This window comes from Luteitalea sp. TBR-22 (assembly GCF_016865485.1).
Lineage (GTDB): Bacteria > Acidobacteriota > Vicinamibacteria > Vicinamibacterales > Vicinamibacteraceae > Luteitalea.
Map to the genome: position 1 here is coordinate 852,382 of NZ_AP024452.1, position 13,114 is coordinate 865,495.

A 13,114-nucleotide genomic window follows, 5' to 3' on the forward strand; every position below is an offset into this window, starting at 1 on the left:
CGCCGCCCCGGACAGGCCGAGGCGCGTCACCAATCCCACGCATGGCCGAGTCCTTCCGTTTCCGGCAGATCATCAAACGCGTCGTTCGAGGTGCGTACTGGCTCTGGACGCGTCGTCTAGAGGCGGACGCCATCCAGATGCCGCGGTCCGACTACAAGCGGACGTGGCAGCACCTGTCCGAGTCTGAGAGCGACGCCAAGATGTTTGTGGCATCCACAACAGACGAGCAAACGTTCGAACGATCTGCGGCCTACACACGGGGCTTGCTGGAACGCTTCGTCGGACTGCATGCCAGCGACGTCGTCCTGGAGATCGGCTGTGGCGTGGGGCGCATCGCTCCGGAGGTTGCGCCGCTCGTCAAGACGTGGATCGGCACCGACATTTCAGCGAATATGCTCGGTCACGCCAAACGACGCTTGGCGACACTGCCGAATGTACGACTGGTCGAGTTGGCGGACGTCGGGCTGGCCGAGATCCCGGACGCGTCTGTAGATGTCGTGTACTGCACGGTCGTCTTCATGCACCTGTACGAGTGGGACCGCTACAAGTACGTCACCGAAGCGCACCGGGTGCTGAAGCCGGGCGGTCGGTTGTACTGCGACAACATCGACATCACGTCGACCTTGGGATGGACGATGTTTTCGGACGCCGCGTCGTATCCACCCAAGGAGCGGCCGTCGTACCTCCCGATGCTCTCGAGCGCGGACGAACTGCGTGTCTTCGGCACCAAGGCCGGGTTCTCCACAGTCATGATCGAGCAGTTCGATGACGCGTGGGTCGCTTTGGTCGCGAGGAAGGTATAGCACCGAGCTCGTACTCCAAGGGCTTCGTGACTTGCTGCATCCGAGCTGATACCAGGGGGGGTACGTGTACGCGACGAAGCGACCGTCATGCAGTTGCTCGCGCAGCCACCGAAGCGAATCGAATGCTCCGAGGGGCGGCACCGCATGCGCTCGTGATCGCGAGGAGCGCCGATCGTGATGCCGACGCCGGCGCGCTGGTGCGACAGGTGTGTGCCGCGCACGGCGGCAAGGGCGGTGGTCGCCCCGACCTCGCGCAGGCCGGCGGCGTCGTCGTCACCGTCGATCAGTTGCGGGAGATCATCGCAACGTGACGTGAAATAGGAGAATCTCAGACGTTCAGAATTTCATGGCGGCCTCGGCACACCGGGGCCAGGGCTGACAGTGAGATTGTGAACGTCTGCAGTTCTGCAATTCTTCCTACGACGCGCAGACGAGGGCGAGCGCGTTCTCGACCACCGCGTCCACCTCGCGGTTGGGCAGCAGGAAGTTGTTGGCGATCACCGAGAAGACGTACTCGGCGCCCGACGCCGACGTGATGTAGCCCGAGAGCGCTCGCGCGTGCGCGAGGGTTCCCGTCTTGGCCAGCAATCGACCGGCGCAGGGCGATCCCTTGAACCGCGTGCCGATCGTGCCGTCGGTCCCGGCAATCGGCAGCGTCGCCCTGAACAGCTCTCGGTGCGGCGGTTCCCGCATGGCGTGCAGCAGCGTCGTGATCGCACGCGCGGTCACGAAGTCGCGCCGCGAGAGGCCGGACCCGTCGAGCTCCTGCACGGTGCCTGCGGGCACGCCCACCCCGGCCAGTGCCTGCTGCACCGCGGTGCGCGCCGCAACCATCGTGGGCCCGCCAGTCGCGTCGGCGGCGAGCGCCCGCAGGAGGATCTCGCCGTACAGGTTCTGGCTGACCTTCATGAATCGCACCGCCAGGTCCGACAGCGGCGGCGAGTCGTGCACGAGCAGCGGCGTGGCGCCATCGACGTCCGGCATGGCCTCGACCCGCGTGCGGCCGCGCACCTCGATCCCCTCGTCGGCAAGTGCCATCCGCAACGCGCCCAGGAAGTACGTCGCCGGATCCGGGACGGCCACCGTCCGCTCGACCGGGCTGCCGCCCTGCGGCACCGTTCCCGACACGACGATGACCGGGCTGCCGAGGGCGCGCGACACCTCGACGGCGGGCGTGGCGTCGGTCGTCGTGCGCACGTCGGCCTGCAGCGCCAGGCCGGCCGACGACGGCCACAGAGCGACGGTGGCGGGGCGCCCGGCCACCCCCGGGGTGACGCGCACGCGCACGACGTTCTCGTGGAAGGTCAGGCCGGAGTAGGGTGCCGCGTAGCCGAACGCAAGATCGTCCCAGCTCCAGGAGTCGCCGAGCCACTCGCTGCCGAGGCGTGTCGGGTCGCCGACCAGATCGCCCTCGATGCGGCTGATGCCGTGCGCGCGCAACCGGCGCGCCCAGTCCCTGAAGCTCGCCAGCGGGTCCTCGCCGCGCCCGATCGACGGGTCCGCGCTGCCGATCACCACGAGATCCCCTCGCAGGCTGCGACCCTCGATCGGTCCCGTGGCATGCAGGCGGGTGTGGAAGCGGTGGTTCCACCCCAGGCGGGTCGCTGCCGCGGCCAGCGTCACGATCTTCATGTTCGAGGCGGGCACCACGAGCCGGTCGGCATTGCGGGTCGCGAGCACGGCGCGCGTGTCGGCGCGCTCGAGGCGGACGGCCCACAGCACTGCCCCCTCGGTGGCCGCGAACCTCGCATCGAATGCCGCGCCGAGACTCGCGTCGGGCGAAGGCGCGGCCGTCGTCGAGGCGGGGAGGGTGCTGGTCGACGGAGGCGGTGCCTGGCGGGTGGCGCAGGCGCCGAGGGCGAGCAGGCCGATCGCGGCCGCGCCGAGGCGGCCGCCAATCGGGATCACGGCCTGGTCCCTGGGGCGGGCGACGAGGCCGGCGACGGGGCTGCAGTCGTCGGGGTCGAGGCAGCGGGCGCGAGGAGCGACAGGACGTCGTTCACCGCCGGCGAGCCGAGGGTGGCGGCGCCGGGCTCGCCGTCGCGCGTGGCGTACATGCGGTTGTTGGCCTGCACGATGGCGACCCGTTCCTGCGTGCCGCTGCCGAAGGTGGCCACCGCGCTGAGCACCGGCGTCGCGCCGGCGGGGACCGCCTCCACCCATCCTTCTGCGCGCAGCGTGCCGAGGCGGCTGGCGATGTCGTCGATCGTCGCCGCCTTCACGGAGGTGTCGGCGGGCGCGACCTGCACCCACGTCTCGGTGGCGGTCGCGCCGGTGCCGGCCTTCTTCTTCTCGAAGGTCCGGCTGTCGTCGCCCCACATCAACACGAGGCGCGACAGGTTGAACATGCGATAGGCGAAGACGTCCTTGGCCCGATACGCGGCGGCCGCCCGCTGCAGGTCGTCGGCCAGGCCCTTCTCCACGGTGAACACGATCGGCCGCGCGGCGTCCTTCATGTGCACCGCGGTGTCGCCACTCGGGCTGCCCACGAACACCTGCGCCAGCGTCTTGCCACCCGCCATCGCCGTGACGGTGGTCCTGGCGGGCTGCAGGCCGTACGTGTCGAGCGTGGCCGGCTGCTCGGCGACGATCGCCTGCATCTGCCCCGACGACAGGCGGGTCAGCAGCGAACTCACCTCCGCGGCATCGGCCCGCGCCTGGAGAGGCTGGACGAGGCGCCAGTCGTCGCCCTGCTTCTTCAACTCGATCGTGCCGGGCGCGCCGATGATCGCCAGGTGATCCACGGCCTCGCGATCCATCGTCACGATGGCCTTGTTGCGCAACTGGAACGTCGTGCGGTCGAGGCTCTGCTCGAGCCACGACGGCACGGTGAAGACCCGCGGCGCGTCGGCCAGCTTCGCGTAGGTGTCGCCGCCAGTGGCGGTCTTCGATCCGAGCAGCAGCGTGCGCGTGGTGGTGCCGGCCGTGAACGTCACCGAGACGCGTGGCGCGTGCAGCCCGAACGTCTCGAGGTTGGCCGGCTTCTCGTCGATGACGCGCGTCAGGTCGAGCGAGGCCAGGTTGCTGGTCACGCCCGACACTTCGGTGGCGTCGGCGGGCACCTGCACCGGCGACTCGATCGTCCAGCCGACGCCCTGCTTCTTCAGGCGTGTGCGATCGCCATTGGATCCGTGCAGCTCGAGGGCCGCGATCGCCTCGGCCTTCAGGTCCGTGAACACCTTCTCGGTCTTCGGCGCGTCCTCGTCGGTCACCTCGCGCTTCATCTCGACGAACCAGATGTAGGCGCCGAGGGCGGCGGCGAGGGCGAGCAGGATGAGGGTGGAGCGTCCGCGGTTCATCCGCGCCTCCGGCTCCACGTCCACACGCCGAGCGCGGCCACTGCGAGCGGCAGGCCCAGCACCGACAGGTACAGCACGCGGCGCTGCTGGTCCTCGGTCATCGTGACGCGCCGGTCACCGGCCTGCTTGGGCCGGATCGCGATGAGCGCTTCCTGCTGCGCCACCCAGTTGACCGCGTTCAGGAACAGGTCGCGGTTGCCCTGCGTGCCGAGCACGGCGTTGCTGGCGAAGTCGGAGTCGCCGATCACCACGACGCGCGTCTGCGGCGTGCGGGGCGCCTCGGGGGCCGGCTGTCCGGGCACGGGTGGCGGCGTCGGGGTCTTCGGCGCGCCCGGCGCGTCGACGGCGACCGCGGCGGCCAGCGTGATCGGGCCTTCCTTGTCGCCCGCGGCGGCATCGCGCTCGACGGGCGTGCCGGCAAACACCGCCTTCAGGTCGGTCTCCGCCCAGGACTGCGCGCTGGTCGAGGCGATCGGCTGCGCGGAGCGCCCGTTGACGCCGCCCTCCACCGGGGCCACCGAGCGTGCGAGCGGGAACGCCGTGATCAGGCCGAAGTTCTGCGTGATCGGGTGATCGGGATAGGTCGCCACCACCGGCACCGAGGGACCGGCGCCGAGCAACTGCCCGACGCTGCTCACGTCGACGACGACGTTGGTGCCGACCTCGATGCCCCAGGCCTTCGCCAGGCCGATGAGGCCGGTGAGCGGCGGCGCATCGGCGCCGTCAGGCGGGTCGATCAGCAGCAGCAGCTTGCCGCCCTTGTCGAGGTACCGCGACACCATGTCCAGTTCCGGCTGCAGGAAGTCGGTCTTCGGCCCGGCAATCACGAGGACGGCCGCGTCGGCGGGCACCTCCTGCTGCTGCGCGAGGACGACCTTCTCGACCGAGAAGTTGTCGCGCTGCAGCGCGCCGGCAATCGCGTTGTAGCCGGTGCGCTGGTCGGCGCTCGTCGTGTCGCGCTCGCCGTGGCCCGACGAGAAGTACACCTTCTTCTCGCCGCCTTCCACCGCCTTGACGATGGCGTTGGTGATGTCCTGCTCGGTGTCGGTGGTGATGCGCTCGACGCGGCCGTTGTAGTCCACGGCGATGGTGCCGTACTGCTGCACCTGCCACTGACGGGCGACCGCCGGCTGCTTGTCGGGGTCGATGTACTCCACCTGCAGCTGCTTGCTGGCGTACGTGTAGCCGTCGAGGCGATCGCGGAAGCGCTGGAACTCGGTGTCCTTGGCGAACACCTTCACCTGCACCGGCGCCTTCAGGCTGGCCAGCACCTTGCGACTCTGGTCCGAGAGCGTGAACTGGCCGCCCTCGGTGAGGTCCCAGCGCTTGTGCTGGCGCGTCGCCACCCAGTTGACGCCGACCAGGATGGCCAGCAGGAGCAGGACGCTGGCCGAGGTCAGCGCGCCGGCGCGGGTGCCGCGGCGCGACCACATGGCAGCGAACTCGCGCCACTGAGTCGCGAGGTAGGCGAGCACCACCACCAGACCGGCCAGCGCGAGGCGCTGCCAGATCTGCTGCTGCTCGGGCTTGATGAAGCGGATGGCGACGGCCGCGACGACGAGCGCGGTGCCGATCCAGCCGAGGACGTTGACGAAGCGGTTCATGGCTGTGCGTCTCCGGACCGGGTTACCCGCGCCACCGGTCGGCATCGACCGACCGGGCGGTGAGGAAGAGCCCGAACGCGATCACGCTCAGGTAGTAGACGACGTGCTGCGTGTCGATGACGCCCTTCGAGAAGTCCTCGAAGTGCTGGAACACCGACAGCGCCGAGACGATGCCGCGGCCGATCGGGCCGGCACCCTCGCCGACCCAGGCCACCAGCAGCAGCATCAGCAGGACGGCGTAGGTGAGCAGGCCCGCCACGATCTGGTTGCGCGTCAGGTTGGACAGGAACAGCCCGATGGCGATGAAGCCGCCGCCGAGCAGCAGCAGGCCGAGGTAGCCGGTGAGCACCGGGGCGATCTCGGGGTCCCCATAGGCGAAGAGCCAGATCAGGTTGAGGGCGCTGAGCAGCAGCATCAGGGCGTACAGCGTGTACGCGCCCAGGAACTTGCCGAGGACGATCTCCCAGTCGGTGAGCGGCGAGGTGAGCAGCAGCTCGATGGTGCCGCTGCGCTTCTCCTCGGCGAAGGTCCGCATGGTGAGCGTCGGGATGAAGATGAGGATGATGATCCCGGCCTGCAGGAGCAGCGGCCGGATCAGCATCTCGTTGACGTTGAGCGCCTGCGGACCGCCCATGCCGAACTGCGACATGCGGAGGCTCTGCTCGCTGAAGAAGCTCAGGAAGCTGTAGAACATCCAGCCGAAGAGCAGCGCGAACAGGCCGACGAGCATGTAGGCGATGGGCGAGGCGAAGTAGCTGTGGAGTTCGCGTCGGGCGATGGCGAGGGTGTTACGCACCGGCCACCTCCCCGTCTGCCTGCGGCGTGGCCACCGGGGCGACGCCCTGGCCGTCGGCTGGCGTATCGCTCGTCGTGAGCTGCAGGAAGATCTCCTCGAGGCTCATGCGCATCGGCCGGAGTTCCACCAGGCCGAAGCCGGCCCCGACGGCCGCCTGCGCGACTGCCCGGCGCACGTCGAGGCCCTTCTCGCTCTGGACCTCGAAGCCGGTGAAGGCGCCGTGGCGGTTGGCGACGCTCACCGCGGTGACCCCCGGGATGCCGGCCAGCACCGGCTGCGCGTCGGCGCCCTGCGTGTCGAGCTCGACGTACACCGAGGCGGCGCCCTGCAGGCGCGCCGTGAGGTTCTCGGGCGTGTCCTCGGCCACGACGCGACCCTTGTTGATGATCACGACGCGCGAACAGGTCTGCGCCACCTCGGGCAGGATGTGCGTGCTCAGGACGATGGTGTGGTCGCCACCGAGGCTGCGGATCAGGTCGCGCGTCTCGATGATCTGCTTGGGGTCGAGCCCGGCCGTGGGTTCGTCGAGCACGAGCACGTCGGGGTTGTGGATGAGCGCCTGCGCCAGCCCGACCCGCTGCTTGTAGCCCTTGGAGAGCTTGCCGCAGTGGCGGTGGGCCATGTCGGCCACGTGCGCGCGCTGCATCACGGTCGCCACGCGGCTGGCCTGCTCGCCGGCCGGCACGCCCTTGATGCGGGCGACGAAGCGGAGGTACTCCCGCACCGTCATGTCTGGGTAGAGCGGGGGTGTCTCCGGCAGGTAGCCGATGCGGCGCTTGGCCTCCACCGGCTGCTCCTGCAGGTCGAATCCCGCGACGCGCGCGCGGCCCTCGGTGGGCGGCATGTAGCCGGTCAGGATGCGCATCGTGGTGGTCTTGCCGGCGCCGTTGGGCCCCAGGAACCCCAGGATCTCGCCCTTCCCGACGTTGAAGCTCACGCCATCGACCGCCGTGAAGGGGCCGTAGCGCTTGGTGAGCTGCTGCACCTCGATCACCGTATGTCTCCAGGACGCGGCCCGCCGAGGCGCCGTCGGGGGACGGGCGCACGCAGGCCGGATGCTCGTCGTGACGGGCTGTCGTTCCCGTCGGTCGACTGCCGATCCCACATCGTAATGAGCGCGATGGGGCGGGTCAATTTCCGGTACGCCAATCGCCAGCCGCCATCGTCTGGCACCCGGCACCCGGCACCCATGGCTCGCCGCCCCGGTGCCCGGTGCCCGGTGCCCGACGCCCGGCACCCCGACGCCGATCCCCGACCCGCGATTCGCGGTCCCCGTTCCTGTGATATATGAACACTTGTTCATATGTCACACCCGACTCCCGCCGCCTCCACCCCCGGCCGCGTCCCCGGCAGCGCCGCCCCCGGCCGCCGTCGCCCGGCCCGGGCGCCGGTGCCGCCGCTCTCCAGTGAGACCGCGGGCGCGCTGGCCGAGACCTTCCGGGTCCTCGGTGATCCGACGCGCATCCGGCTGATCGCCGCCATGGCGGTCGCCGAGCGCTGTGTCGGTGACCTGGCGAGCCTGGTCGGCATGAGCGAGTCGGCCGTGTCCCACCAGTTGCGCATGCTGCGCGCCGCCCGCATCGTCCGCACCCGTCGCGCCGGGCGGCAGATCTTCTACACCCTGGACGACGGCCACATCCTGGCGCTGTTCCAGCAGGGGCTGAGCCACGTCCACGAGGAGGTGACCGCGCCGGCATCGACCCGGCGTGGCGCCCCGGGGGGCACGCGATGAACGCCCCGGCCTGTCCTCGGTGCGTGGATCACCGGACGGCGACCTTCCACGTCGCGGAGATGGACTGCGCGCACGAGGTCGCGATCCTCGAGAAGCGGCTCGGCACCCTCGACGGCATCGTCGCCATCGACGCCGACGTGCTGTCGCGACAACTGCGCGTGCACTTCGACGGCGCCACGCTGACCGCCGGCGGGATCGCCGAAGCCGTGGCGCAGACGGGCATGCGCGCCTGGCCCGTCACCGCGGGCGCCGCACCGCCCCCGGCCGACGCCGGCGCGACCTGGCGGCTCGTCGTCGCCGGGCTCGCCTGCCTGCTCGCCATGGTGCTGTGGGCGCTCGGCCTGCACGACTGGCTGATCCGCGGCAGCCTGCTGGCCGCCGTCGCACTCACCGCGCCGTCGACCCTGCGCCGGGCGTGGCAGGCGCTGCGTGGCCGCCGCCTCGACATCCACGTGCTGATGACCGTGGCGGTGACCGGTGCCCTTGCCATCGACGAGTGGTTCGAGGCCGCGACGGTGCTCGTGCTGTTCGGCATCGCGCAGGCGCTCGAGGCCCGCAGCCTGGCGCGGGCGCGTCGGGCGATTGCCGACGTGCTCACGGTCACGCCACCTACGGCCGACGTCGTCCGCGGCGGCGCGACGCGCACCGTGCCGGTCGAGCAGGTCGCCGTCGGCCAGACCGTGTCGGTCAAGCCCGGTGCCCGCGTTCCGCTCGACGGCGTCGTCTCGGCAGGCGAGAGCACGGTGAACCAGGCGCCCGTCACGGGCGAGGCCGAGCCGGTGCTGAAGCTGCAGGGCGACGTCGTGTACGCCGGGTCGGTGAACGGCGAGGGTGCGCTCGCCGTCGAGGTGTCGCGGGTCTCCTCCGACAGCACGGTCGCGCGCATCGTCCATCAGGTCGAGCGCGCCCATGCGGCCCGTGCGCAGGTGCAGTCGACCGTCGATCGGTTCGCCGCGGTGTACACGCCGATCGTGCTCGGGCTCGCCGTGCTCATCGCCGTGCTGCCGCCGCTGGTCACCGGCGCGTCGTGGCTGGCCTGGATCGAGCGGGCGCTGGTGCTGCTGGTGGTGGCGTGCCCGTGTGCGCTGGTCATCGCGACACCGGTGGCGATGGTGTCGGCGCTGTCTGCGGCTGCCCGACGAGGCCTCCTGATCAAGGGCGGCGCGGTGCTCGAGCGGCTCGCGGCGATCCGCGTCGTCGCGCTTGACAAGACGGGGACCGCCACCGAGGGACGACTGCGACTCGAGGCGATCTCGGTCCTCGGCGACTTCGACGAGGCGCGCGCGCTGCAACTGGCCGCGTCGCTCGAGGCGGGCGTGCACCACCCGGTGGCTGAGGCGATCGTCGCCGAGGCAGCCTCGCGTGGGCTCGCGCCGCTGCCGGTGCAGGCCGCGCAGCACGTGCCCGGTCGCGGCGCCAGCGGCGTCGTCGACGGCGCGCGGGTCCGCATCGGCCGGCCCGACTGGGTGGCCGCGGGGAACGCTGGCGCCCCTGCGTTGCCCGACGTGACCGCCGTGCTGGTCGTCGACGACGTGCCGGCGCTGGCGATCGACGCGCTCGATCACGCGTGTGGCACGGCGGCGAGCGCGCTGGCCCAACTGCGCCGCCTCGGCATGGACGTCGCGCTGCTCTCGGGCGATCACGATCGCGCCGTCGCGCGCCTGGCCGGCGACCTCGGCATCGGCACGTGGCGCGCGCGCCTGCTCCCCGAGGACAAGGCGGTCGCCGTTCGGGAACTCGGCGCCGCCGGCGCCGTGCTGATGGTGGGCGACGGCATCAACGACGGACCGGCGCTCGCGGTCGCGAGCGTCGGCCTTGCGATGGCCGACGGCGGCACCGCCGTGGCGATCGAGGCGGCCGACGGCGCGATGATGCACCGCGACCTGACGCTCGTGCCGTACGCGATCGCGCTCGGGCGCGCGACGCTGCGCACGGTGCGGGGCAACGTCGCGCTCGCGCTCGCGATCAAGGTCGCGGTGATCGCGCTCGCCGCCGCGGGCCTGGCGTCGCTGTGGCTCGCGGTGCTGGCCGACGTCGGGGCGTCGCTGCTGGTGGTGGCACTCGGTCTCCGGTTACTCTCGTTCCGGGGGGCTTGACGCGGTCGCGCGCGATTGCGACCCTTCTTGCCTTGTCGCTATAATCCGCCCGTTGCAGTCGGGGGCGCCGGCACATGCCGGCATGGAACACCCACCGGCTGCGGAGACCGTCATGTCCATGAGTGCCCCGAGCCGCGAGAGTACCGACGTGCGTGACCTCGAGCTGGAAGCCGTGCCCGGCCAGTCCTTTCCCGCGAGCTCGTTCGAGTCGCCGATCTTCCATGCGTTCGACGACGAGGACGAGGAAGACGAGGACGATGACGAGGACGACGAGGACTGGGACGACGACGAGGACGAGGACTGGGACGACGAGGACGAGGGCGAGGAAGACGACGAGGACGAGGACGAAGACGACCTCGGTTGGGACGATGACGAGGACGACCTCGACGAGGAAGACGAGTAGCCGCGCCTCCGGGCGTCCGCTGCTCGACTGACCCCCTGCGGCCTGCCCTTCCGGCAGGCCGCTGCCACGATGCGCGGCACTGCACCCTTCGACCGGCTCGTGCCGGCAGTCGCCGCGCTCTTCTTGTGTGCGCACCTCGCGTGGCTGCCACGCCACCTCGAGGACATCGACTCGATCAACTTCGCGCTCGGCCTGCAGCACTACGACGTGGCCGCGCACCAGCCGCATCCGCCCGGCTACCCGGTGTTCACGCTCGTGGCCCGGGGCGTGGCGTCGGTGCTGGAGCCGCTGGCGCCCGATCCGCAGGCGCGCGCCGCGATGGCCATGGCGCTGTTGTCCGGGCTCGCGGCGGCACTGGCGCTGATCGCCCTGCACCGCATCCTGCGCATCGTCGTGCGAGATGCGTCATCACCTGCTGACTCGTCGCTGCCGGGACTGGTCGTGCTGCTGGTGGCGGCGGCGCCGTTGTTCTGGATCACGGCGGCGCGGCCCCTGAGCGACATGGCCGGCCTGGCCGCGGCGCTCGGTTGCCAGTGGCTGCTGTTGCGCGCGCGTTGGCGGCTCGAGCCGCTGCGCACCGCGCTGCTCGCCGGCCTGGCATGCGGGTTGGCCACCGGCGTCCGATCGCAGGTGGCGTGGCTGGTCGTGCCGCTGCTCGCGTGGGTGTGCGTGGGTGTCTGGCGGCGCTTCGACCTGCGCGCCGCGCTCGGCGTGGCGGCAGCGTCGTTGGCCGGCGTGATCGCCTGGGCCGTGCCGATGGTGTGGCTCACCGGCGGCGCGGCGGCCTATCGCGCCGCGCTCGCCTCGCAGGCGGGCGAGGACTTCGACGGCGTGCCGATGCTGTTCCTGCAGCCCGGCGTGCGGCGCCTGCTGGTGGCGCTCGGCGACACCTTCGTCTCGCCCTGGGGTTGGTGGCCCGTGGCCGCCGTCGCGATCGCCCTGGCACTGGTCGGCCTGCTGGCGCTGCGGGCGCGACCTGCCCTCGCCACCTGGCTCACGCTCGGCTTCCTGCCGTACCTGGTGTACCACCTGCTGTTCCAGGAGACCGAGACGACCCGGTACGCGCTCCCGCTCGTGCCGGCGGTCGCGACCCTTGTCGTCCTCGCGCTCGTGCGCTGGGTGCCGAGGTATGCGGCGCCCGCGGCCGTCGTGGCCGCCGGCGTGGTGCTGGCCGTCGCCGGGCAGGCGCACCAGCAGTACGTCGGCGCCGGCGTGACCTCGGGCGAGGCGATGACGCGCCTGGCCACCGACGCGCAGGGTGCCGGGGCGACCGTGCTCATGCATCGCCGCGTGTGGGCCGAGACGCGGCGGGCCCGTGCCACCCTCACGCCGACCGCGACCTACACGCTGCTGCCGGCACCGCGCTCGCACGAGTGGCAGGGCGCCACCGCGGCATTACAACGCGGCGTGCGCGAGATTCGCTGGCTCGTCGACCCGCGGCGGGGCGACCGCGGGGCAATCGATCCGCGCGCCTTCCGGCTCGACTCGGCGGTGCGCTGGCCGATGCCCGTCGCGGCGATGCTCGGCGGCATGCGACCTCATGCCTTCGACGTCTATCGCGTCGTCGACCCGCAGTGGATGCTCGGCGACGGATGGGGGCTGTCGCCCGAACTCGCCGGCCTGTCGGCGGCGGCCGGGCAGGGGCCCTCGACCACGGGCAGTTCGGCGTGGGTGCGCACGCAACCGGGGCCGGTGACGATCGTCGTGGGAGGCCGACACCTGGCGCCGGCCGGTGCGTCACCCGCGGTGCTCGAGATCCGTGTCGGAAGCCGCCATGCGACGCGCGTCGAGGTGCCGCCTGGACCGTTCGCGATCGTCCGGACGCTGCCCGACGTGACCGGGGCGGAGCGCTACGTCCCGCTCGAGGTGCGGGCGCTCGGGATCACTGGCGACGAGCGCATCTTCCTCGAACAGTTCGACGCACAGCCGGTGGGCACGCCCGTCATCGCACTCGGGACGGGTTGGTACGAGCCCGAGCGTGACGTCGCCACTGGCCGACAATGGCGCTGGGTGGGTGACGAGAGTCACTTCGACCTGGCCGGTCTCGAGGGGAAGGCCAGGCTGGTGGTCGCAGGGACCTACCCGCGGCACTACGATCGCCAGCCGGTGCTCGAGATGTTCGTCGACGGCCGGCGGGTGGCCCGCCATGAACTGCCGAGGCCGTTCCGCTTCGAGGACGTGCTGGACGCTCGTCCGTTGGACGGGCGCACGCGCGTCACGTGGCGCGTGTCGCCCTCGTTCGTGGCGGGCGAGCGGACCGGCACCGCCGACGCGCGACGGCTGGCGCTGGAGATTGGCACGATACGGGTCGATGCCGTTCGTTGACACGTCTCAGGCGCGCCGATAGGCTGTGGCACGATGCAACGCGTGACGGTGTCGGC

11 protein-coding genes are annotated in these 13,114 nt (G+C 71.3%); 6 read left to right on the forward strand and 5 right to left on the reverse strand.

Annotated features, from left to right (window positions below):
* Window positions 1-41 precede the first annotated feature (41 nt).
* A complete protein-coding gene (locus tag TBR22_RS03490; RefSeq protein WP_239491565.1) occupies window positions 42-803 on the forward strand; it encodes a class I SAM-dependent methyltransferase in 762 nt (253 codons plus the stop codon).
* Between the two features lie 152 nt (window positions 804-955).
* Window positions 956-1,114 carry a DHHA1 domain-containing protein gene (locus TBR22_RS03495; RefSeq protein ID WP_239491566.1) on the forward strand — a complete coding sequence of 53 codons (159 nt, stop codon included), beginning with the start codon at window positions 956-958 and terminating at the stop codon, window positions 1,112-1,114.
* 106 nt (window positions 1,115-1,220) lie between these two features.
* Here the strand turns inward: TBR22_RS03495 and dacB are convergent, their stop codons facing one another.
* Genes dacB through TBR22_RS03520 form a run of 5 tightly spaced genes read right to left on the reverse strand, consistent with a single transcriptional unit; the run spans window position 1,221 to window position 7,496 of the window.
* Complete coding sequence (gene dacB / locus TBR22_RS03500) at window positions 1,221-2,711, reverse strand: D-alanyl-D-alanine carboxypeptidase/D-alanyl-D-alanine-endopeptidase (RefSeq protein ID WP_239491567.1); 1,491 nt, start codon at window positions 2,709-2,711, stop codon at window positions 1,221-1,223.
* A complete protein-coding gene (locus TBR22_RS03505; RefSeq protein ID WP_239491568.1) occupies window positions 2,708-4,102 on the reverse strand; it encodes a DUF4340 domain-containing protein in 1,395 nt (464 codons plus the stop codon). Before TBR22_RS03505 ends, dacB begins: the two co-directional genes overlap by 4 nt.
* The gene (locus TBR22_RS03510; protein WP_239491569.1) at window positions 4,099-5,706 is read right to left on the reverse strand and encodes a GldG family protein; all 1,608 of its coding nucleotides are present in this window, start codon (window positions 5,704-5,706) and stop codon (window positions 4,099-4,101) included. The genes TBR22_RS03505 and TBR22_RS03510 overlap by 4 nt, the downstream gene beginning before the upstream one ends.
* Before the next feature lie 22 nt (window positions 5,707-5,728).
* The gene (locus TBR22_RS03515) at window positions 5,729-6,502 is read right to left on the reverse strand and encodes an ABC transporter permease (RefSeq protein ID WP_239491570.1); all 774 of its coding nucleotides are present in this window, start codon (window positions 6,500-6,502) and stop codon (window positions 5,729-5,731) included.
* A complete protein-coding gene (locus TBR22_RS03520; protein WP_239491571.1) occupies window positions 6,495-7,496 on the reverse strand; it encodes an ABC transporter ATP-binding protein in 1,002 nt (333 codons plus the stop codon). The genes TBR22_RS03515 and TBR22_RS03520 overlap by 8 nt, the downstream gene beginning before the upstream one ends.
* Window positions 7,497-7,805: 309 nt before the next feature.
* Here TBR22_RS03520 and TBR22_RS03525 point away from each other — a divergent pair, with 309 nt between their 5' ends.
* From TBR22_RS03525 to TBR22_RS03540, 4 genes are all read left to right on the forward strand, one after another.
* Window positions 7,806-8,234: a metalloregulator ArsR/SmtB family transcription factor gene (locus tag TBR22_RS03525; RefSeq protein WP_239491572.1), complete on the forward strand. Its 429-nt coding sequence runs from the start codon at window positions 7,806-7,808 to the stop codon at window positions 8,232-8,234.
* Window positions 8,235-8,257: 23 nt separating this feature from the next.
* On the forward strand, window positions 8,258-10,330 hold the full coding sequence (locus TBR22_RS03530; protein ID WP_239491573.1) for a cation-translocating P-type ATPase: 2,073 nt from the start codon (window positions 8,258-8,260) through the stop codon (window positions 10,328-10,330).
* A 112-nt stretch (window positions 10,331-10,442) separates the two neighbouring features.
* Entirely contained in the window at window positions 10,443-10,733 is a 291-nt protein-coding gene (locus TBR22_RS03535; protein WP_239491574.1) for a hypothetical protein, read from the forward strand.
* 69 nt (window positions 10,734-10,802) lie between these two features.
* A complete protein-coding gene (locus TBR22_RS03540) occupies window positions 10,803-13,058 on the forward strand; it encodes a protein O-mannosyl-transferase family (RefSeq protein WP_239491575.1) in 2,256 nt (751 codons plus the stop codon).
* Window positions 13,059-13,114: the final 56 nt, after the last annotated feature.

Bases quoted from the DNA above. Each gene is read 5' to 3' on its own strand.
- TBR22_RS03490 (WP_239491565.1), top strand. From the start codon at position 42: ATGGCCGAGTCCTTCCGTTTCCGGCAGATCATCAAACGCGTCGTTCGA.
- TBR22_RS03505 (WP_239491568.1), bottom strand. From the start codon at position 4,102: ATGAACCGCGGACGCTCCACCCTCATCCTGCTCGCCCTCGCCGCCGCC.
- TBR22_RS03510 (WP_239491569.1), bottom strand. From the start codon at position 5,706: ATGAACCGCTTCGTCAACGTCCTCGGCTGGATCGGCACCGCGCTCGTC.
- TBR22_RS03525 (WP_239491572.1), top strand. From the start codon at position 7,806: ATGTCACACCCGACTCCCGCCGCCTCCACCCCCGGCCGCGTCCCCGGC.
- TBR22_RS03535 (WP_239491574.1), top strand. From the start codon at position 10,443: ATGTCCATGAGTGCCCCGAGCCGCGAGAGTACCGACGTGCGTGACCTC.
- TBR22_RS03540 (WP_239491575.1), top strand. From the start codon at position 10,803: ATGCGCGGCACTGCACCCTTCGACCGGCTCGTGCCGGCAGTCGCCGCG.